The following is a 20,757-nucleotide window of genomic DNA, read 5'->3' as shown; positions in this document are numbered from 1 at the left end:
AATAGTTTGGCTATATTCCCTTTTATCCGGGGCTTTCACAAGAACGAAATTCTCCCAACCGCCACAAAAGCGAGTGATTTCTTGCAAGATGGCTAAACAAGGCGATAGCGGATTTCCGACCTCAGGAACGGCAGCAAATCCATTTCGAACCATGGGTTCTGCTTCAGCCATCCCGTGTTTCGCCAGGATGGATGCGGCAGTGGCAGCACTTTTGGGTTTGCCGGCGCGCCCCATATGGCGCGCCAGTCCTTCACCGTTTCGGTCAGCGAGGAACGGCGCGTGGTGCCCATGTGCCAGGATTGCGCGTAGATGCCGATCGTCAGCACCAGTTCGATGCGCGGCATCAGCGCCATCAGCGGTGCACGCCATGCCGGCGCGCATTCGCGGCGCGGCGGCAGGTCCGCGCCCTTGGCGTCCTGGCCGGGAAAACAAAACCCCATCGGCACGATGGCGAACTTTTCCGTGTCGTAGAACTCCTCGCTGCTGACGCCGAGCCAGTTGCGCAGCCGGTCGCCGGAGGCGTCGGTAAAGGGCATGCCTGTGATGTGAACCTTGGTGCCCGGCGCCTGGCTGGCAAGCAGGATGCGGGCGCTCGACGACGGCCGCAGCACCGGACGCGGCTCGTGCGGCAGCGGCCGGCCGAGCGGGTGCTCGACGCAGATGCGGCAGGCGCGGACCTTGGCCGTGAAGCTATCCAGTTCCGCGCTCATCCTCAGGCGGCGGCGCTTGGCCGGCTCGAAATTGCCGCGTGCCAGCGCAGCACGTTGATGCACTCTTCCGGCACCTTGATGCGCGCCGGCTTCATGAAGTCGATGGCGATCAGGCCGGTGATGTCGGCGATCGAATAGCTATCGCCGGCAGCGAATTCCCGTTGCGCCAATTCGCCGTCGAGCAGCTTCAGGAATTCGATCGCTTTCGGTTTGTTGGCCTCGCCCCATTCGGGGATCTGCGGAATTTCCCATTCCTTCATCGCCGGATGGATGTGGCGAAAAGCCTGCGCGACGCAACTGAGCAGATTGAACTCCATGCGCCGTTGCCACATCTCGACCCTGGCCTTGCCGAGCGCGCTGCGCCCGAACAGAGCCGGCTCCGGATACAGTTCCTCGAAGTAGCGGCAGATGGCGACGGATTCGGTGATGATGGTGCCGTCGTCGAGTTCGAGCACAGGCAGGCGCCGCAGCGGGTTGCGTGAGCTGATCGGCTCTTGTTGGTGCCCAAGCGCGCCCATATCGACGGGCACCAAAGGAACCTCGATCGCTTTCTCGGCGAGGAAAACGCGGACCCGCCGCGGATTGGGCGCGCGGCCGCCGTCGAACAGTTTCATCCAATCCCTCCCGATTTGTCCTGACAAACATAGGGTTCATGCGCCTATTCGCCATCACCGGAAGCGGAAAAACTCGCGCATGGCGTCGCCGATCGAGGCCAGGGTGCCGTGCTTCCTTTCGACCAGGTCGTGGCCATGGGTGTCGCGCCAGTCATGCGGTTCGTCGAAGGTCCCGGCCCAGATGCCGGCCTTGCCGGCGCGGGCGCCGGCCTCCTCGGTCTCGAAATCGCCATAGGCGACTGCCCAGCCGGCCTCGACCTGGGCGCGGTTGAGATCCGTACCGCCGGCCTTGCAGTCGCCAAGCAGCCGGCCGTAGCGATCGCGCTGCCAGCCGCTGCAGGAGACGGGCCTGCCGGCGATCAGCCGCACCAGCGACTGGCGCGCAAGGTTGCCGCAGGGATAGTCGGCGCCGTCCTTCCGGCAGACCTGCTGGTATTCCGGCGCGTCGATGGCGCGCATGCGGATGCGCTCGCTGCCGAGCGTGATCGAATCACCATCGTTAACGATGGCAGCACCTTCGGCCTTGCGGGTCTCGAACCGGTCGAGGCGCGCCGCCAGCAGGATCAGCAGGCCAAGGAGGATGACCGTCAGTCCGTAGTCCAGCAGTCTGCGCCATAGGCTGCGCGGCGGTGGCGGGGCGTAGCGCCGGCGCGGCCTCGGCGACCACGAACGGCTCATATGGCAAACAGTCTCTTAATCATTCGAACGTAGCTTAACGAATTGAAATCGCTGCGCGCATAAATCGAAGTTACCATGCCTTTGCTACGCTCGAACACAGCGGACAAATTCATTGTGGACCGCAGGAAACCGCATCGCAACAGCGATGTGGCGCGCGCGGTGCGCAGGACGCGTGACCGTCTCTCGCAGCAGGCCGGCAACCTCGACTTCGACCGCGAGCTCCTGAAGCTGCATGCTCGATCGATGATGGGTGGAGCAATCGCCATTCCGCTGCTTGTGCTGGCGATCGCGGCAGCAGGCCTGCTTGCTGGAATGGACAAGCAGATCGCCGTCTGGGCGCTGTTCATGCTCATCTGCTACACCATCGTTTCGCTCATGGCGCGTCGCGTCGAACGCGCGGAAGCTTCCGAACTCGACCCGTCGCGAACGCAAAGGGATTTCCTGATCGGCCACTCGCTGTGCGGCCTTGGCTGGGCCTGGTTCGCCTGGCTCGGTTGCGCAACCTGCCAGATCGACCAGTTGCAGGTGGTCAAGGCGATGGTGCTGCTGGTTGCCATGGCGGCGACCGCTATCATGGCCTCGTCGCTGAGCGGCGCCCTGCTGGCGACCTTTGCCGTTCCGGCGGCGGTCTATGCCTATGCCGGCGCACGGTTCTGGATGCCGATCGAGGTGATCATGGCCGCGCTGCTGGTCGCAGCCTTGCCTTTCTTCATTTATGTCGCGCGTAATCTCAACCGTTCGTCAGTGATGCTCTTGTCGTTCCGGTCCGAAAAGGACGCTCTGATCGCCGAGGTCGAGACGGCGAAATCGATGTCGGACGAAGCGCGGCGGCGGGCCGAGGATGCCAATCTGGCCAAGTCCCGCTTTCTCGCTTCGATGAGCCATGAGCTCAGGACGCCGCTCAACGCCATCCTCGGCTTTTCCGAGGTGATGGCCAACGAAGTGCTCGGGCCGATGAGCAACCCGACCTACCGCGACTATGCCCATGACGTACACGAGTCCGGCCAGCACCTGCTCGACCTGATCAACGAGATCCTCGACCTCTCCCGCATCGAGGCGGGCCGCTACCAGCTCAACGAGGAGCCGGTGATGCTGCTTAGCATTGCCGAGGATTGCTGCCACATGATGGAGTTGAAGGCGCGCAACAAGGACATCCGCGTCGTCCAGGATTTCGAAACCACCTTGCCGCGGCTGTTTGCCGACGAGCGCGCGGTGAGGCAGATCACGCTCAACCTTTTGTCCAACGCCATCAAGTTCACCGCATCCGGCGGCGAGGTCCGCGTGCGCGTCGGCTGGACGGCCGGCGGCGGGCAATACATCTCGGTCAAGGACAACGGCCCGGGCATACCGGAAGAAGAGATTCCGGTGGTGCTGTCCGCATTCGGCCAGGGTTCGATCGCCATCAAGAGCGCAGAACAGGGAACCGGGCTCGGCCTGCCGATCGTGCAGGGCCTGCTGGCCATGCACGGCGGCGAGTTCGAGCTTCATTCCAAGCTGCGCGAAGGCACCGAGGCGATCGCCATCTTCCCGCTCAGCCGCGTGATGGAGGAACTGCCGGCGCTGCCCACCAAGGCGGTTGCCGCGCGCAGGCGCTGAATCAGTTTCGAACAGCCGCCGCCATGCCCGAGCTGGTGAGTGCTGCTGCCTTGACAAGTCCGGCGGCGAGTGCGGCCCCTGCCCCTTCGCCGTGGCTCATGCCAAGGTCGAGCAGCGGCCGAAGGCCAAGCAGTTCGGCGGCCTTTGCGTGCCCCGTCTCCGGTGACAGGCTGGCCAGAAGACAATGGTCGAGCGCAGCCCTGTCGGCGGCATGCAGCACTGCTGCCGCGGCGGTCGCGGCGAAGCCATCGAGCAGCACCGGAATCTTCTGCATGCGGGCAGCCAGGATGGCGCCGGCGATCGCGGCGAACTCGCGGCCGCCGACCCGGCGCAAGGCCTCGAGAGGATCGCGCAAGCCGTCGCCGTGGAAAGCAAGTGCCACGTCGACCACCTCGGCCTTGCGCGCCAGCATTGCGGGATCGGCGCCCGATCCCGGTCCGACCCACTCGGCACCGCTGCCGCCGAACAGCGCAGCGCACAAGGCGGCGGCGACGGTGGAATTGCCGACGCCAAGATCGCCGAGGCAAAGCAGGTCGGCACCGCCGGCAATCGCCTCCATGCCGAAGGCCATTGTGGCGGCGCAGCCGCGCTCGTCGAGTGCGGCGTACTCGGTGATGTCCTCGGCCGGGATATGGAGCGCGAGGTCGAAAACCTTCAGGCCTAGGTCATTGGCGATGCAGATCTGGTTGATCGCAGCACCCCCGGCCGCGCAAAGCTCGACGGCATTGGCTGTGGCCGCCACCGGCCGCGGCGAAATGCCGTGACGGGTGACGCCATGGTTGCCGGCAAAAATCGCGACCAAAGGCCGGTTCACCGCCGGCGGGGCGCGCCCACTCCAGGCTGCGAGCCAGGCGGCAATGTCCTCGACACGGCCAAGCGATCCCCTGGACTTGTCGGCCTTGGCAAACAGTGTGCGGACACGCGCCTCGGCCTGCGAATCGGCCGGCGGCAGGTTTGCCAGCAGGTTGCGAAAATCGTCGAAAGGCAGTGCGCTGGTCATGTCGGTGGCGATCGTTGCTGGAGTTGGTCAGCGGCATAGCCGCCTTCCCTGGCCGGCACAACCGCCAGCGTTGACGCGAACGTGGCTGCTGGCGACGCATTCCCGAGGGCTTGCATTGGCCGTGGCGTTGCACCATGTGGAAGCTAGGCAAGAGAATGTCATGACGGCCATCGAATCCCCGTGCATCCTGGTTTGTTCGATCGACATGAAAACCGGCTTCTGTTTCGGCTGCGGCCGCACGCGCGAGGAAATCGGCGCTTGGATCGGCATGACCGCGGAAACACGCCGCAGCGTCATCGCCGAATTGCCAGCAAGGCTGGAAACAGTCGAGCGGCGGCCGCGCCGCGAAACGCGCCGCACCCGCATGGCGCGCGAACGCGACGTGCTTTCGTGAAACGGCAAAGCCAATGAGCCGACTGTTCTGGATCGTGATGATCGTGATCGGCGCGGGACTGATCCTGCTGATGATCAACGATTCGGCCGGCAGCACTTTCGGTGTCGAGAACTACGATTTCAGCCGGCTGATCTGGCTTGGCGCGATCGGTGCGCTGATCGGCGCCAGCCTCATTCGCTCAGGCCGGCCACTGGGCGACATGGCCCGCAATCTCGGCACCTGGGCCGTCATCGCGCTGGCGCTGATCGCCGGCTATCAGTACCGCTACGAATTGCAGGATATCGCCAGCCGGGTGACCGCCGGCTTCGTTCCCGGCAGCCCCCTGGCGCTGGGCGTGGAAGACGGCCACGTGACGGTGACGCTGGACAAGGCCGACACTGGCCATTTCGAAGCCCGCGTCATGATCAATGGCGCGCCGATCCGGGCCGTCGTCGACACCGGCGCGACCAGCATCGTGCTGACGGCGGAAGACGCTCAGACCGCGGGCTTCAACCCTGCCGCCCTCAACTTCACCATACCGGTCTCGACCGCCAATGGCATGGCACGCGCCGCCGCCGTGAAGACCGACGAAGTTGCGATCGGCGGCATCGTGCGCAAGGACATGCCGGTGATGATCGCGGCGCCCGGCATGCTCGGCCAGAGCCTGCTCGGCATGAACTTCATCGGCTCGCTGTCGGGTTTCGACGTGCGCGGCGACCGGATGATCCTCAGGGACTGAAATCCGTCAGGCCGCTTCCGCGGCAACACCGCTGAAATCGACCGCGGCAAAGGCCGTCTTCAGCACGTTCGGTCCGGCGCCCGGCCTCGTCGCGTCGGTCGACAGGATCTGCCGGTAGCGGCGCGCGCCGGGCAGGCCGTGGAACAGTCCGACCATGTGGCGGGTGACATGGCCGAGCCGCCCGCCCTTCTCGATATGGCGGGCAGCGTAGGCCGCCATCGCGTCGATCAGCGCGGCAAAATCGAAGGCGCCGGGTTTCTCGCCGTAGAAGGCCGTATCGACTCCGGCCAGGATGCCCGGGGTGTGATAAGCGGCGCGGCCGAGCATGACGCCGTCGACATGATCGAGGTGCAGGCGTGCCGCTTCCAGTGATTGAATGCCGCCATTGATGCCGATGAATTCGTTCGATTTTCCGGCCTTCAGGCGATAGACCCTCTCATAGTCGAGCGGCGGGATGTCTCGGTTTTCCTTCGGGCTCAGTCCCTCCAGCCACGCCTTACGGGCATGCACCCACAGTGCGTCGGCGCCGGCCGCCAAAACGCCGTCGGCCAGCGCATCGAGCGCCGGCTCCGGATCCTGCTCGTCGACGCCGATGCGACATTTGACGGTGACAGGAATCTTGACTGCTGCCTTCATTGCGGCAACGCAGTCGGCGACCAGAACCGGCGTCTTCATCAGGCAGGCGCCGAAGGTGCCCGACTGGACGCGGTCCGACGGACAGCCGACATTGAGGTTGATCTCGTCATAGCCGAAGGCTTCGCCGATGCGAGCCGCTTCGGCCAGCTTCTGGGGATCGGAGCCGCCGAGCTGCAGCGCCACCGGGTGCTCCGCCTCATCGAAGCCAAGCAGCCGCTCGCGCGCACCCTGGATGATCGCATCGGCCACCACCATCTCGGTATAGAGCAGCGCACGGTGCGTCAATTGACGGTGAAAGAACCGGCAATGCCGGTCCGTCCAATCCATCATCGGTGCTATGGCCAGCCGGTTGATCAACATGCTCATCGTGTTCGTGTCCGCGCGGTGCATTCGCCCGGCGGCAACATCGGTTCGGCCCGGCGAGCCGCACCATTTAGTCTATTCTCGGTTTTTTTCAATCGGCGGGTGGCGGGAGCGCGGCCCGGCGATGTCATGCGTCGTCTCGGCGTCAGCGCTGGCAGCGAGTACGTCGCGTCGCGGTTTCGGGCAAGCGCCTTCTTGATGCGAAGTGATTGCTGTATCTGCCAAAGGGCCGTGGAACAAAAGAAAATCGCTGCGCGCCAGCTGGCGCGCAGATCTCAAATTACCCAACGATTGGAGCCGGCCTACCGCCTCAACGCGTAGACGTTTTCCATGCTTTCGCCACCGATCGGCAGCGCCATGTCGTCGTCCAGCAAACGGGTGATGCGGGCAAATCCGGTGAAAGCCTTCCTCGCCTCTTCGGCTGACATGTTGCCGGACAGCGCGGCGGAACAGCAATTCAAGGCGCACTGGTAAACCGGTCCACGCCGTCCTGTCGGCCACTTACGCAAGAACACCATGGCTTCGGCAACGCTATCGACTTCCTGCACTGGGTATCCCTGCCCGGGCGCAATGCGCACAGGCGTGAAGAAATGCAAGCGATCCATCTTTATCCTCCCGGCCGATCGCCTCCGCTCGATCGAACCCCATTAAACTCCCAGAAGGGCATTTGGTTCCAGAAAAAATTGAGCCGACCGCTAAAATAGTCTGGCGGCAAAACAACTGGGCATTCGGCTCCGATCCTTTCGCGAAATCGGCGGCGCGCGAATCACCAACGGACCAAGCGCATCAGTGGTCAGCGTTTAGCTTGTGTTGATAAGCGCGATTCTCATTGAATATCTTTAAGGCCAAAGCCGGCAAATGGATTGCTTGCTGGTTCCCCTGCGTCAGGCTTAACCTCCACGGCCAACGCGTGAGGGCGCGTTTTGCAAACAGGGGACACAAGCATGACCATACAAGGTGCATCGCCTGACCTGTATAACGAGGATCTCGCTCCAGCGAAGGTCCGAAACTGGGGACCGTTCTCGATCTTCAACGTCTGGACGTCCGATGTCCACAGCCTCTGGGGCTACTACCTGGCGGCAAGCCTGTTCCTGTTCTGCGGCGGCTTCGTCAATTTCATCATCGCCATCGGTATCGGCTCGCTGATCATCTATGTGCTGATGAACATGGTCGGCTATGCCGGCGTGAAGACCGGCGTGCCCTATCCCGTGCTGGCCCGCGCCTCCTTCGGCATCTGGGGCGCCAACATTCCAGCACTTGTGCGGGCCATCGTCGCCTGCTTCTGGTACGGCGCGCAGACCGCGGCGGCCTCCGGCGCAATCGTGGCGCTGCTGATCCGCTCACAATGGTTTGCCGACTTCAACCAGAACACCCACTTCCTTGGCCATAGCGGCCTCGAAGTGATCTGCTTCGTGGTGATCTGGGCGTTGCAGCTTCTGATCATCCAGAAGGGCATGGAAACGGTGCGCCGCTTCCAGGACTGGGCCGGCCCGGCGGTCTGGGTGATGATGCTGATCCTGGCGATCTATCTCTGCGTCAAATCTGGGAGTTTCGCCTTCACCAGCGACATCCCGATGGATGTGCTGCTTGAGAAGACCAAGGATGCGGGCGTTCCCGGCACGCCTGGCTCGTGGACGGCGCTGTTTGCGGTGGCGGCGATCTGGGTGACCTACTTCTCGGCGCTCTATCTCAACTTCTGCGATTTCGCACGCTACGCTCCCGACAACGCCGCCCTGCGCAAGGGCAATATCTGGGGCCTGCCGGTCAACCTCATCCTGTTCTCGCTGGTGGCCGGCGTCACCACCATCGCCGCCTACGACGTCTATCACGAAGTGTTGCTGCACCCCGACCAGATCTCGGCGAAATTCGACAGCTGGTTCCTGGCGGCACTCGCAGCGCTCACCTTCGCGGTGGCGACGCTCGGCATCAATGTCGTCGCCAACTTCGTCTCGCCGGCCTTCGACTTCTCCAATGTCTTCCCCCGCCAGATCGACTTCAAGAAGGGCGGCTATATCGCGGCGGTGATCGCGCTGTTGCTCTATCCGTTCGCGCCATGGGAAGGCGGGGCGGCACATTTCGTCAACATCATTGGCGCGACGATGGGGCCGATCTTCGGCGTGATGATGGTCGACTACTATCTTATCCGGAAGGGTGAGGTCGATGTCGAGGCGCTGTACCGGGAAGACGGCGAGTTCCGTTTCCAAGGCGGCTGGCACGTCAATGCCTTCATTGCCGCCGGCATCGGCGCCATCTTCTCCTCGATCCTGCCCAACTTCACCAACTGGCTGCCGGCCTGGTGGGGTGTCTATGGCTGGTTCTTCGGCGTCGCCATCGCCGGGGCCATCTACTACGTGCTGCGCACGATGGCGCTGGGAGCCGGAGCGAAGACGGCGAAGGCTTGAAGAGTAATATCGTCAGGGGCGGCGCAAGCCGCCCCTCCTCTATCGACCGACCATCTCGGCCAGTCTGCGCACCGTGTTCCAGTTGCGCGAGGTGCCGATGCCCAAGCGCTTGTGGCTTGTCGCTGCAATTAGCCGCGAACTTGGTGTCGCGCGCGAAAAGACGATCCAGATGTCGCCGCCGACTGCCTGCATTTTTTCGTCGTGGCCGACATAGGGCCGCAGCGCTGCGACAGCATCCGCTGGAACAGGCTTGCGCATCACCCGCACCGCCACCTGGTCCGCGGTTACAGCCGATTCGGTCGGAAACGGATTGCCGGCGGCAAGCGTCAGCCAGTCATCCGCGCGTCGCACGATGATGTCGACGTGGCGGCCGAAGGTCTTTTCGAACGCCGACTCCAGTCGCTGCTCCAGCACGGAAACGTCCGTGGCTTTCGCCTCGAAGACCAGATTGCCGGTCGCCACCAGCGTGCGCGGGTTCTTCAGGCCAAGGCTTTCCGCCATCGCCTTGAGGTCGGTCATGATGACGCGCCGTCCTTCGCCCAGGATGATGCTGTAGAGAAGTGCGACATAGGTCTGCATATCGCTAGACGAGGCGGCTCTGCTCCATCGCCGCCTCGATGAAGCTGGCAAACAGCGGGTGCGGGTCGAGCGGCCGGCTTTTCAGCTCAGGATGGTACTGCACGCCGATGAACCAGGGATGGTCGGGGTATTCGACGGTCTCGGGCAACACACCGTCGGGCGACATGCCGGCAAACACCAGGCCGCAATCCTCGAGCCGCTCCTTGTAGTCGACATTGACCTCGTAGCGGTGGCGGTGGCGCTCGGAAATCTGGGTGTCGCCATAGATCTCGGCGATCTTTGAGCCCTTGGTGAGTTCGGCCTGATAGGCGCCAAGCCGCATGGTGCCGCCGAGGTCGCCGGTTTCCTTGCGCTTCTCCAGCATGTTGCCCTTCAGCCATTCGGTCATCAGGCCGACGACCGGCTCCTTGCTCGGGCCGAACTCGGTCGAGGAAGCATGCTCGACGCCGGCCAACGACCTTGCCGCCTCGATGCAGGCCATCTGCATGCCGAAGCAGATGCCGAAATACGGCACCTTTCGCTCTCGCGCGAATTTCGCCGCCAGGATCTTGCCTTCCGAGCCGCGCTCGCCGAAGCCGCCGGGAACAAGGATGCCATGCACCTTTTCCAGCCACGGCGTCGGGTCTTCCTTTTCGAAGATTTCGCTCTCGATCCAGTCGAGCTTGACCTTGACGCGGTTGGCGAGGCCGCCATGCGAGAGCGCCTCGATCAGCGATTTGTAGGCGTCCTTGAGGCCGGTGTATTTGCCGACGATGGCGATGGTCACCTCGCCTTCCGGATTGTGGATGCGGTCGGAGACCTTCTGCCAGGGCTCCATGCGCGGCTTCGGCGCCGGGTCGATGCCGAAAGCGGCGAGCACTTCGGAGTCCAGCCCTTCCTTGTGATAGGCCATCGGCACATCGTAGATATGCGGCACGTCGAGCGCCTGGATGACCGCGCTCTCGCGCACATTGCAGAACAGCGACAACTTTCGGCGTTCTTCCTTGGGGATCGGTCGGTCGGCGCGGACCAAAAGGATGTCGGGAGCGATGCCGATGCCGCGCAGTTCCTTGACCGAATGCTGGGTCGGCTTGGTCTTCAGTTCGCCGGCCGTCGGGATGTAGGGCATCAGCGTCAGGTGCACGTAGACGGCGTTGTTGCGCGGCAAGTCGTTGCCGAGCTGGCGGATCGCCTCCAGGAACGGCATCGCCTCGATGTCGCCGACGGTGCCGCCGATCTCGCACAGCACGAAGTCGTAGTCGTCATTGCCGTCGAGGACGAAATGCTTGATCTCGTCGGTGACGTGCGGAATGACCTGCACGGTGGCGCCCAGATAGTCGCCGCGCCGCTCGCGCTCGATGATGTTCTTGTAGATGCGGCCGGTGGTGATGTTGTCCTGCTGGTTGGCCGAGCGGCCGGTGAAGCGCTCATAGTGGCCGAGGTCGAGATCGGTCTCGGCGCCGTCGTCGGTGACGAAGACCTCGCCATGCTGATACGGCGACATCGTTCCGGGATCGACGTTGAGGTAAGGATCGAGCTTTTTGATGCGCGCGCGGTAGCCTCGCGCCTGCAAGAGAGCCCCAAGGGCCGCTGCGGCGATGCCTTTTCCGAGTGAGGAAACCACGCCGCCAGTGATGAATACATATCGCGCCATGGGATTCATCGCTTAACGCGGCCGGATTGATTCCGCCAGAGAAAAAACCGCCGCGAAGGCTTTTTCCCAAGAAGGCGCGAAGCCCTGAGGGGCCAAATAGTGTTCCGATCAAAACAAAAGGGCCGGCTGAGCCGGCCCTTTCGGCATGATGGTTGAAGGCATCAGATGATGACGACCTTTGTCGTTAGATAATAACGACCTTGGTGCCGACCCTGACCCGGCTGTAGAGGTCCATGACATGCTCGTTGATCATGCGGAAGCAGCCATTGGAGGCGCTGGTTCCGATCGACTGCGGCGCGATGGTGCCGTGGATACGCAGGTGCGTGTCCTTCTTGCCGTCATAGAGGTAGATGGCGCGTGCACCGAGCGGGTTCTCGCCGCCGCCGGGCATGCCGTCCTTGTACTGGCCATAGTGCTTCGGTTCACGCTTCTGCATGTCGAGCGTCGGGATCCAGCGCGGCCATTCCTGCTTGTCGCCGACCGCAACCGTGCCCTTGAACTGCAGGCCTTCGCGGCCGACCGCAATCGCATAGCGGCGCGCGGTGAAAGCCGAATCGACCAAATAGAGACGGCGGGCACTGGTGTCGATGACGATAGTACCCGCATCGTAGCCGGTGAATTCCACTTCCTGCGGCACGAATTCCGGCTTCACCTTGAACTGCTTCTTGGCTTCCTTCTTGGCAAGCACCTGATCGAGCGCGCGCGTCTCCGGCAGCAGCGACATCGACGAGGATGAGGTGCCGCCGAACAGGCCGGCGAAGAGCCCGATGTTGCGCGGCTTCTGGCCGGGCGCTTCGCTGCGCAATTCGCCATTGTTGCCAGTCAGCGCCACGTTCATGGCCTCGGCCGGGAGCGTTTCGGCGGACTGGATCGGCGCGATCGGCTGAACCGGCTCGATGATCTTGACGGTCATCTTGCCCAGCTTGGCGTCCGCCACCTTGGTTTCCGCCGCCTGGCCCTTCTTGGCCAGGAATGCCTGACGTTCCGCGCCAGCCTTGGCCTTGGCCGCCTCGCGCATCGCCAGTTTCCTGGCTTCGAGCGCCTTGGCGCGAGCGGCTTCCTTGTCGGCTGCGATCTTGGCTTCGAGCTTGCTGATCTGAGCCAGATCGTCGGCGCTCGGATTTTTCTTCTTCTTGAGAAGCTTCAACTGCGCCGTATCGCTTTTGGCGGCGGCGACATTGATGACATCGGTCTTTCCAACCGACTGCTGTAAAACCATTGCCGGCGTGCCGGCGACGGCGGCCGAACTCATGCCGAGTACGGCGCAAAACCCCAGGAGAATGAAGCTGCGAAGCTGCATGGCGAAGATCCGATCGTTCAATGCTTGTTGCCTACGGCGTCGCCCGGCGCCCCCCAAGGACGCCGAAAGTGCCGCGCGCAATCTATAATCGATTAGCCACGGACGCCTCAAGCGCGCCATGGAGCTACGCTCGGTTGAATCTTCGTGATCATGCGGCATTTGCCGCGACTGTGTTCAAACGACAACAGATCGCGGCAACAAAGGCCTGTTCCATGCCGATAGGATCGGGATGGGGCTCTATTTTTTATCTTTTTGTTTTGAGCATGATTCCGCTTTTCGGGATCATGCTCTGCCGGCTACTGGTTCGGGACCTGCGGGGTGACCGGCAAGGTGACGCCATTGGCAGCCGGTGGGGTGGCCGGAGTCGCGGGCGCCGGCGTCGCCGGAGGCGTCGTCGCGGCATCGTTGCGGGAGGGCGGCGTTGGCGCGGTGCTGCCGGCGGGAGCCGGCGGCGCGGGAGTGCCTGCGGGCGCCGTGGTGCCCGGCAACTGGTTGAGCACGCCCTTGCCCGCATTGTCGGAGGTCGCCGGAGCACGGTCGAGGATGTCGATCGGCTTTTCGCCATAGCGGGCGAGAATGGACAATGTCAGCGAAGTGACGAAGAAGGCAGCCGCCAGGATCGCCGTCGCCCTCGTCAGCGCATTGGCGGCGCCGCGCGCGGTCATGAAACCAGAACCGCCGCCGATGCCAAGACCGCCGCCTTCGGAGCGCTGCAGCAGCACCACGCCGACAAGCGCGAGCACGACCATAAGGTGAATGACGATCAGTACGGTTTCCATAATTTATCCTGGCAAGGCCTTGCGCGGCCGCGAAGACGACCGGTGATTTGGAGGCGGCTCCTTACAATGCTTTAACGGCATTTCCAAGCCCGTGGCCGGAATATGGGAAGCATTGCAGTCTTTGCAACGATTTCGCCAGCGCCCAAGCCGGCAATGAGCTGCCTGTCTACACGATGTTCAAATAGGCCTCAGCGATGCCAAGAAAGTCCGCCGCCTTCAGGCTGGCGCCGCCGACCAGCGCGCCGTCGACATTGTCGATGCCGAGCAGCTCAGCGGCGTTGGAGGGCTTGACCGAGCCGCCATAGAGAATGCGCATCCTTGCTGCGGCGTCGCCGAGCAGATCCACCAGCTTTGCACGGATATGCGCATGGGCCTCGGCGACATCGGCGGCGGTCGGTGTCAGGCCGGTACCGATCGCCCAGACCGGCTCGTAGGCGATGATGGTGTTGGCGGCGGTAGCGCTCGGCGGCACCGAGCCGGCGACCTGGCGCGACAGGACTTCGAGCGTCGTGCCGGCCTCACGTTCGGCGCTTGTCTCACCGATGCAGATGATCGCCACCAGGCCGGCGCGCCAGGCTGCGGAAGCCTTGGCTTGGACCAGGGCATCGTCCTCGCCGAGATCGGAGCGGCATTCCGAATGGCCGACGATGACGTGGCTGGCGCCGGCGTCCTTCAACATCTCCGCCGAAATCCGCCCCGTATAGGCGCCGCTCTCCTTGGGATGGCAATCCTCGCCGCCGGTTCGCACCGGGGTGCGCGACAGGATCTCGACGGCATGCGCAAGCAAGGTCGCGGGCACGCAGACCACGGCTTCCGTCTCGGTGTCGAGCCCGCTCATGAAGCCATTGCCGATCGTCCTCAGCTCGTTCAGCGAGGCGCTGGTGCCATTCATTTTCCAGTTGCCGGCGACGAGCGGGCGGATTCCAGGCGTCATGGGCTTTGTTTCTCCGGGCGACATTGGGCTGCCGCCCTCACTATCAAAATCAGGCCACAAAGCAATCGACAGTGGACCGGAAGGGCGCTATTGCGCTTGTTTCAAACTCGGGCGCACGCAAAATGCGCAAAAATCGGAAGTATGCATGCTTGGTATCTTGAGAAACGCGGCGGGCACCTGGGTCGCGAAAGCGCTGCTGTCATTGCTGGTGCTGAGCTTTGCGGTCTGGGGAATTTCCGGGCGCTTGTCGGGCACTTTGGGTGGCCATCATTCGGTGATCACCGCCGGTGGCACGACTGTTTCGATCAACGAATACCGGCTCGCCTATGATCGCCAGGTCAGCGTCATGTCGCAGCAATTCGGTCAGCGTATCACTCACGAACAAGCGAAAGCGCTCGGCATTGACAACCAGGTGCTGGCGCAGCTCGTTTCGGGCGCCGTCCTCGATGAGCAGGCCCGCAAGCTCGGGCTTGGCCTCTCTAAGGACCGGCTTGCCGAACTCACGCGCGAAGACCCGGCCTTCAAGGGGCCTGGCGGCCAGTTCGACCGCAGGACGTTCGAATACCTGCTGCGCGAGGTCGGCATGCGACCCGAGGACTATCTGAAGAACCGCGCCCAGGTGGCGGTGCGCCAGCAGATCGTTGAGGCGGTTTCGGACGGCCTCAAGGCGCCGCAAACCTTCCTCAAGGCGGTGGCGCTCTATCGCGGCGAGGACCGCACGGTCGACTACCTCACCTTGCCGAAGACGCTGGTCGAGCCGATCGAGGCGCCGTCCGATAGCGTGCTGTCGGCCTATTTCGATGCCAATAAGAAATCCTATGCGGCGCCGGAATACCGCAAATTCTCCTATGTCAGGCTCGAGCCGCAAGACATCATGGATCTCAGCGCCGTAACCGACCAGCAGATCAGCGACGATTACAACAAGAACAAGTCGCGCTACACCACGCCTGAAATGCGCACCATCGAACAGCTGGTGTTCCAGTCGCCCGATGCGGCCAAGGCAGCGCTGGACTCGCTGAAAACGGGGGCGACCTTCGATAAGATCGTCACCGCCGAGGGCAAGACGCAAGCCGATACGCTGCTCGGTACGCTGGCCAAGGACAAGATCGCCGACAAGGCTGTGGCCGACGCGGCTTTCAAGCTTGCCGCCAATGAAGTCAGTTCTGTCGTCCAGGGCGCCTTCGGCCCGGTGCTTTTGCGCGTCACCGATATCAAGCCGGAAGTGGTGAAGCCGCTTGCCGAAGTGTCCGAGCAGATTCGCAAGGACCTGGCGCCGGGCGAGGCAAGCCGCATCCTGCTGGATGTGCACGACAATTACGAAGACACGCGCGCCTCGGGCAGTTCGCTCGCCGATGCGGCCGCCAAGCTGAAGCTCAAGGTCGTCACCATCGATGCGATCGACCGCACCGGCCAGCGGCCTGACGATACGATCGTCAACGACCTGCCGGAATCGGCGGAGCTCATCAAATCGGTATTCGCCGCCGAGCCCGGCGCCGAGAATGAGGGCCTGACCACCGCCGACAACGGTTTCGTGTTCTACGAGGTCGGATCGATCACGCCGGCGCGCGATCGCACGCTGGACGAGGTCCGCCAGAAGGTGGTGGCCGACTGGACGGCGGCGGAGTCAACCAAGCGCCTGACCGCTAAGGCCAACGAGTTGGAGAAGCGGCTCAAGGCCGGCACCACGCTTGATGTTATCGCCGGCGAACTCAAGCTCGAGAAGCAGACCAAGCGTGGCGTCAAGCGCGAAGCGGACGACGTCGATTTCGGCAAGGAAGGTGCGGCGGCGATGTTCGGCGTCGGTGAAGGCGGAACTGGGCTGATCCCCTCGCCCACCGGCGAAGGACAGATACTGTTCAAGGTCGCCGAAGTGTTCGAACCGGCTGGCGCCGATGCCAGCTCGGTGCCGGACGACGCGCAGAAATCCTTCACCGCCGGCATGTCGGACGATCTGCTAGACCAGTTGGTGGCGCAGTTGCAGACGCAATACGACGTCCGCATCGACCAGACCGCCGTTGCCCAGGCGCAGGCCAGATGAGCGCGCTGAAAACTCATATCGCCAAGGTCGCGGGCGGCACGCCGCTTTCTTTCGACGAGGCGCGCGAAGCCTTCGATATCATCATGTCGGGCGATGCGACGCCCGGCCAGATCGGCGGTTTCCTGATGGCGTTGCGCGTGCGCGGCGAGGCGGTGAGCGAGATCTCCGGCGCCGTCGCCACCATGCGCGCCAAGATGCTGCGCGTCGATGCTCCGCACGGTGCCATCGATATCGTTGGCACCGGCGGCGACAATTCGCACTCGGTCAACATCTCGACCGGGTCGGCCTTCGTCATCGCCGGTAGCGGCGTCCCGGTCGCCAAGCACGGCAATCGCGGCCTGTCTTCGCTGACTGGTGCCGCCGATGTGCTGACCGCGCTCGGCGTCAAGATCGACATCCCGCCGGAAACCATCGGCCACTGCATCCACGAGACCGGCGTCGGCTTCATGTTCGCGCCGGCCCATCATCCGGCGATGAAGCATGTCGGCCCGATCCGCGGCGAACTCGGCACCCGCACCATCTTCAATCTGCTTGGCCCGCTGTCCAATCCGGCCGGTGTCCTCAGGCAGATGGTCGGCGTGTTCCTGCCGGAATGGATCATGCCTGTCGCCGAAACGTTGAAGGCGCTGGGCACCGACCATGCCTGGGTCGTGCATGGCGACGGCTATGACGAAATCACCACCACCGGGGAGACGCAGGTGGCGGAGCTCGTCGGCGGCGAGATCCGCAGCTTCACGCTGACCCCGGAAGCGGTCGGGCTGAAGCGCCACAGCAAGGACGAGTTGCGCGGCGGCGACGCCGCCTACAACGCCAAAGCCATGCGCGACATGCTGGGCGGTGCCGCCGGTGCCTATCGCGATACGGTGCTGATGAATGCCGGCGCCGGACTGGTGGTGGCGGGCAAGGCGACGACGCTTGCCGACGGCATGGCGAGTGCTGCGCAAGCCATCGACAGCGGCCGGGCGCTCCAGGTGCTCGACAGGCTGGTCGCAATTTCGAACGGGTAAAGGCCTTGTCCGACATCCTGCGCAAGATCGAGGCCTACAAGCGCGACGAGATCGCCGCAGCGAAGCTCAGCGTGCCGCTTGCGGAGATCAAAGCGCGGGCGAAGGACGCCGATGCGCCACGCGGCTTTCTCGCAGCGCTCGAGGCCAAGCGCAGATCGGGCAGCTTCGCCCTGATTGCCGAGATTAAGAAGGCGAGCCCCTCCAAAGGGCTGATCCGTGCCGATTTCGACCCACCAGCACTGGCCAAAGCCTATGCGAAAGGCGGTGCTGCCTGCCTTTCGGTATTGACCGATGCGCCGTCCTTCCAGGGCGCGCCGGAATTTCTCACCAGGGCAAGAGCAGCCGTCGCCCTGCCCGCACTGCGCAAGGATTTCCTGTTCGATCCCTATCAGGTCTATGAGGCTCGCGCCTGGGGCGCTGATGCCATCCTGATCATCATGGCCAGCGTCGATGATGCCCTGGCGAGCGAGCTTGAAGCGACGGCATTCGAACTCGGCATGGATGCGCTGATAGAGGTGCATGATGAGGCAGAGACGCAGCGCGCTGTAAAACTCTCGTCGCAGCTGATCGGTATCAACAACCGCAATCTGAGAACGTTCGAAACCAGCCTTGAAACATCCGAGCGACTGGCGCCCATGGTGCCGGGCGGCCGGCTGCTGGTCAGCGAGAGCGGTATCTTCACGCATGACGATTGCCTCAGGATGCAAAGGAGCGGCATCGGCACCTTCCTCGTCGGCGAAAGCCTGATGCGCCAGCAGGACGTGGCGGCTGCCACGCACCTGCTTCTGACGGGCAAGGCGCCTGCCGAGGCTATCTGACGATGGCGCCCGCCCTCACCCATCTCGGTGCGCAAGGCGAAGCCAATATGGTCGATGTCGGCGACAAGGCCGAGACGACACGCACGGCGATCGCCGAAGGCTTTGTCACGATGCTTCCCGAAACGCTGGCGATGATCCTCGCCGGGGATGCCAAGAAGGGTGACGTGCTCGGCACCGCGCGTATCGCCGGCATCATGGCCGCCAAGAAGACGCATGAGCTGATCCCGCTCTGCCATCCGCTGCTCTTGACCAAGGTCTCGGTCGACATCGAGCCGGACCATTCGCTGCCGGGCCTGAAGGTCACGGCGCTCGCCCGCGTCACCGGCAAGACAGGCGTCGAGATGGAGGCGCTGACAGCGGCCTCGGTCGCGTGCCTGACAATCTACGACATGGCCAAGGCTGTCGACCGCGCCATGGTAATCTCCGGCATCAGGCTGGTCGAAAAGACCGGCGGCAAATCAGGCGATTACCGATCCCCCGACCACAAGGCAGGCGCCTAGATGGCGCTGGTTCCGGTCGCCGAAGCGCTCGAGCGCCTGCTTGAAGGCGCGCGGCCGACAGGCAGCGAAAGCGTCGCGCTTATCGATGCCGCTGGCCGGGTGCTCGCCGAACCCGTCGTGGCGCTGCGCACCCAGCCGCCGTTCAACGCCTCCGCCATGGACGGCTACGCCGTTCGGGCCGCCGATATCGCCTCGGTGCCGGCGCAACTTTCGGTGATCGGCATGGCGCCGGCAGGGCGTGGCTTTGACGGCGCCGTCCGCAATGGTCAGGCGGTGCGTATCTTCACCGGTGCGCCGCTGCCCGAAGGTGCCGACACCATCGTCATCCAGGAAAATGTCAGGGATCTCGGCGGCGGCGTCATCGAGGTGACGGAACCGACAGCCGAAGGACGCAACATCCGCCGCGTCGGTCTCGATTTCACCAAGGGCGATGTGCTGCTCGAAAAAGGCCGCCTGCTCGATCCGGCGGCACTCTCCCTGGCGGCCTCGGCCAACCATCCAAGCGTGAGCGTGGTCAGAAGGCCGCTTGTCGCCATCATCGCCACCGGTGACGAACTCCTGCCGCCGGGCAGCGAACTCGGCCCAGACCAGATCATCTCGTCCAATGCCTATGGCGTCGCCGCCGCTGCGCAGTCGGTTGGTGCGCGGGCGCTCGACCTCGGCATTGCCGCCGATCGCAAGGAGGCAATTGCCGCGCTGGTGAGGCAGGCGGTCGAGCAAGGCGCCGATGTCATTGTCACGCTCGGCGGCGCCTCGGTCGGCGACCACGACCTGATCCATGACGTGCTGACCGGCGAAGGCATGACGCTCGACTTCTGGAAGATCGCCATGCGCCCGGGCAAGCCGCTGATGTTCGGTCGGCTCGGGGAGATAAGCTGCATCGGCTTGCCCGGTAATCCGGTGGCGAGTTTGGTCTGTTCGCAATTGTTCCTGAAGCCGCTGCTGGCGCGGCTTGGCAGCCGCGGCTTCCAGCAGGACATGCGAGAGGCGCGCCTCGGAACCGCGATGCCGGCCAACGATCTCAGGCAGGATTATGTCCGCGCCGTGCTTCGGGAAGAGGCTGGCGTGCTAGTGGCGACGCCGTTCGGTATCCAGGATTCCTCGATGCTGAGAATGCTGGCCGATGCCGACGGGCTGATCGTGCGAGAGCCGTTTGCGCCGGCTGCTGCAGCGGGCGCCTCCTGCAGCGTGCTGATGTTGCGCTGAGCCCGTTCCCTTATTGGGCAACCAGTGTCCGGGTCAGCGGATGCTCCGGGTCGGCAAGACCGTCGATGATGCTGAAATGGTGCCGGTCCGGCTCAACCACCGAGCTGGTCGCGGCACCGAGGCCGATCCAGACATTGGCCAGCAGCGCGCTCTGGCGCAGGAACTCGGCGCGCTCGCCGCCGCCGACCCAGCAGGTCAGGCGTGCATTGTCCATCGGGCGCAGAAGGGCCGGGCTTTCGGTCAGCGCTTCGGCCTCGTCGATCGCAAGCGTCTCGTTCATGGCGGTACGCATGAGCGGGCGCAGGTCGTGCACACCCGAGATCGACATGACGTGACGTATGCGCCCAGTCACTTCGGGCGACAGAGCCGTGGTTGCACTCGCCATCCGGCTGGCGAGATGGCCGCCGGCCGAATGTCCGGCCAGCATCAGCTGCCCGTCGACCAGCGCCGCCGCCTTGCCGATCGCCGCACCGACCTCCCTGACGATGCCGGCGATACGTATCTCGGGACAAAGTGTGTAGGAAGGCATCGCCACCGCATAACCATGCCCGATCGGCCCGGCGGCAAGATGCGACCAGAAACTCTTGTCGAACGCTTTCCAGTAGCCGCCATGCACGAACACAACCAACCCCTTGGGCGAGGTGTTCGGCAGGAAAAGATCGAGCCGGTTGCGTGGTCTGTCGCCGTAGACGATGTCGAGCCGCGCCCTGCCCTCGGCCGAAAGAGCGTCACGAAAGGCCCGCGCGGGCTCGACCCAGGCGGCAGGCCAACGATCGCCGCCAGCGATGTTGGCGCCGTTTGTATAGGCGTTGTCCCAATCGGAAATACGATGTTCCAGCACCTGTGTCCTAC

21 protein-coding genes are annotated in these 20,757 nt (G+C 63.8%); 9 read left to right on the top strand and 12 right to left on the bottom strand.

All coding sequences use genetic code 11. The features are described 5' to 3' along the window. Positions 1–92: 92 nt before the first annotated feature. The 3 genes from D3227_RS21045 to D3227_RS21035 are packed head-to-tail and all read right to left on the bottom strand — an operon-like array spanning position 93 to position 2,002. Entirely contained in the window at positions 93–773 is a 681-nt protein-coding gene (locus D3227_RS21045) for a uracil-DNA glycosylase family protein (RefSeq protein WP_120016221.1), read from the bottom strand. Beyond that, entirely contained in the window at positions 713–1,324 is a 612-nt protein-coding gene (locus D3227_RS21040) for a glutathione S-transferase (protein ID WP_120016220.1), read from the bottom strand. Before D3227_RS21040 ends, D3227_RS21045 begins: the two co-directional genes overlap by 61 nt. Before the next feature lie 54 nt (positions 1,325–1,378). After that, complete coding sequence (locus D3227_RS21035) at positions 1,379–2,002, bottom strand: thermonuclease family protein (protein ID WP_120016219.1); 624 nt, start codon at positions 2,000–2,002, stop codon at positions 1,379–1,381. A gap of 75 nt (positions 2,003–2,077) precedes the next feature. Here D3227_RS21035 and D3227_RS21030 point away from each other — a divergent pair, with 75 nt between their 5' ends. Next, the gene (locus tag D3227_RS21030) at positions 2,078–3,598 is read left to right on the top strand and encodes a sensor histidine kinase (protein WP_120016218.1); all 1,521 of its coding nucleotides are present in this window, start codon (positions 2,078–2,080) and stop codon (positions 3,596–3,598) included. A gap of 1 nt (position 3,599) precedes the next feature. Here the strand turns inward: D3227_RS21030 and D3227_RS21025 are convergent, their stop codons facing one another. Then, entirely contained in the window at positions 3,600–4,598 is a 999-nt protein-coding gene (locus D3227_RS21025; RefSeq protein ID WP_120016217.1) for a nicotinate-nucleotide--dimethylbenzimidazole phosphoribosyltransferase, read from the bottom strand. Positions 4,599–4,758: 160 nt separating this feature from the next. Between D3227_RS21025 and D3227_RS21020 the strand changes: the two genes are divergently transcribed. Then, positions 4,759–4,992 carry a DUF1289 domain-containing protein gene (locus D3227_RS21020; RefSeq protein ID WP_167480786.1) on the top strand — a complete coding sequence of 78 codons (234 nt, stop codon included), beginning with the start codon at positions 4,759–4,761 and terminating at the stop codon, positions 4,990–4,992. Positions 4,993–5,005: 13 nt separating this feature from the next. Continuing rightward, positions 5,006–5,710: a TIGR02281 family clan AA aspartic protease gene (locus D3227_RS21015; protein ID WP_120016216.1), complete on the top strand. Its 705-nt coding sequence runs from the start codon at positions 5,006–5,008 to the stop codon at positions 5,708–5,710. Between the two features lie 6 nt (positions 5,711–5,716). Here D3227_RS21015 and dusA read toward each other — a convergent pair whose 3' ends face one another. Then, entirely contained in the window at positions 5,717–6,706 is a 990-nt protein-coding gene (gene dusA, locus D3227_RS21010) for a tRNA dihydrouridine(20/20a) synthase DusA (protein ID WP_167480791.1), read from the bottom strand. Positions 6,707–7,011: 305 nt separating this feature from the next. Beyond that, positions 7,012–7,314 (bottom strand): DUF982 domain-containing protein, encoded by a 303-nt coding sequence (locus D3227_RS21005; protein ID WP_120016215.1) that lies wholly within the window; start codon positions 7,312–7,314, stop codon positions 7,012–7,014. A gap of 339 nt (positions 7,315–7,653) precedes the next feature. Between D3227_RS21005 and D3227_RS21000 the strand changes: the two genes are divergently transcribed. Further along, positions 7,654–9,111 carry an NCS1 family nucleobase:cation symporter-1 gene (locus tag D3227_RS21000; RefSeq protein ID WP_120016214.1) on the top strand — a complete coding sequence of 486 codons (1,458 nt, stop codon included), beginning with the start codon at positions 7,654–7,656 and terminating at the stop codon, positions 9,109–9,111. Between the two features lie 39 nt (positions 9,112–9,150). On the opposite strand, the gene D3227_RS20995 is transcribed toward D3227_RS21000, so the two are convergent. The 5 genes from D3227_RS20995 to tpiA all read right to left on the bottom strand — a co-directional run bounded on the left by D3227_RS20995 (position 9,151) and on the right by tpiA (position 14,336). Beyond that, positions 9,151–9,690, bottom strand: a complete 540-nt coding sequence (locus D3227_RS20995) for a DUF1697 domain-containing protein (RefSeq protein WP_120016213.1) — start codon at positions 9,688–9,690, stop codon at positions 9,151–9,153. A 4-nt stretch (positions 9,691–9,694) separates the two neighbouring features. Beyond that, on the bottom strand, positions 9,695–11,332 hold the full coding sequence (locus tag D3227_RS20990; RefSeq protein ID WP_120016212.1) for a CTP synthase: 1,638 nt from the start codon (positions 11,330–11,332) through the stop codon (positions 9,695–9,697). A gap of 175 nt (positions 11,333–11,507) precedes the next feature. Beyond that, a complete protein-coding gene (locus tag D3227_RS20985; protein ID WP_120016270.1) occupies positions 11,508–12,623 on the bottom strand; it encodes a L,D-transpeptidase in 1,116 nt (371 codons plus the stop codon). Between the two features lie 296 nt (positions 12,624–12,919). Continuing rightward, positions 12,920–13,402 (bottom strand): preprotein translocase subunit SecG, encoded by a 483-nt coding sequence (secG, locus tag D3227_RS20980; RefSeq protein ID WP_120016211.1) that lies wholly within the window; start codon positions 13,400–13,402, stop codon positions 12,920–12,922. Positions 13,403–13,568: 166 nt separating this feature from the next. Beyond that, on the bottom strand, positions 13,569–14,336 hold the full coding sequence (tpiA, locus tag D3227_RS20975) for a triose-phosphate isomerase (RefSeq protein ID WP_120016269.1): 768 nt from the start codon (positions 14,334–14,336) through the stop codon (positions 13,569–13,571). Positions 14,337–14,481: 145 nt separating this feature from the next. On the opposite strand from tpiA, the gene D3227_RS20970 reads away from it, so the two are divergent. From D3227_RS20970 to D3227_RS20950, 5 genes are read left to right on the top strand one after another with little or no spacing between them, the layout of a single operon-like run. Continuing rightward, positions 14,482–16,374 carry a SurA N-terminal domain-containing protein gene (locus tag D3227_RS20970; protein WP_120016210.1) on the top strand — a complete coding sequence of 631 codons (1,893 nt, stop codon included), beginning with the start codon at positions 14,482–14,484 and terminating at the stop codon, positions 16,372–16,374. Then, the gene (gene trpD / locus D3227_RS20965; protein ID WP_120016209.1) at positions 16,371–17,381 is read left to right on the top strand and encodes an anthranilate phosphoribosyltransferase; all 1,011 of its coding nucleotides are present in this window, start codon (positions 16,371–16,373) and stop codon (positions 17,379–17,381) included. Before D3227_RS20970 ends, trpD begins: the two co-directional genes overlap by 4 nt. Positions 17,382–17,386: 5 nt before the next feature. Beyond that, positions 17,387–18,199, top strand: coding sequence for an indole-3-glycerol phosphate synthase TrpC (trpC, locus tag D3227_RS20960; RefSeq protein WP_120016208.1), 813 nt, complete (start codon positions 17,387–17,389; stop codon positions 18,197–18,199). Positions 18,200–18,201: 2 nt separating this feature from the next. After that, the gene (gene moaC, locus D3227_RS20955) at positions 18,202–18,699 is read left to right on the top strand and encodes a cyclic pyranopterin monophosphate synthase MoaC (RefSeq protein WP_120016207.1); all 498 of its coding nucleotides are present in this window, start codon (positions 18,202–18,204) and stop codon (positions 18,697–18,699) included. After that, a complete protein-coding gene (locus D3227_RS20950; RefSeq protein ID WP_120016206.1) occupies positions 18,700–19,905 on the top strand; it encodes a molybdopterin molybdotransferase MoeA in 1,206 nt (401 codons plus the stop codon). 10 nt (positions 19,906–19,915) lie between these two features. Here D3227_RS20950 and D3227_RS20945 read toward each other — a convergent pair whose 3' ends face one another. After that, a complete protein-coding gene (locus tag D3227_RS20945) occupies positions 19,916–20,746 on the bottom strand; it encodes an alpha/beta hydrolase (protein WP_120016205.1) in 831 nt (276 codons plus the stop codon). Positions 20,747–20,757 lie beyond the last annotated feature (11 nt).

This window comes from Mesorhizobium waimense, from assembly GCF_003601975.1.
GTDB lineage: Bacteria > Pseudomonadota > Alphaproteobacteria > Rhizobiales > Rhizobiaceae > Mesorhizobium > Mesorhizobium waimense.
Note: the sequence above shows the minus strand (reverse complement) of the source record. Positions and strands in the feature narration are given on the sequence as shown.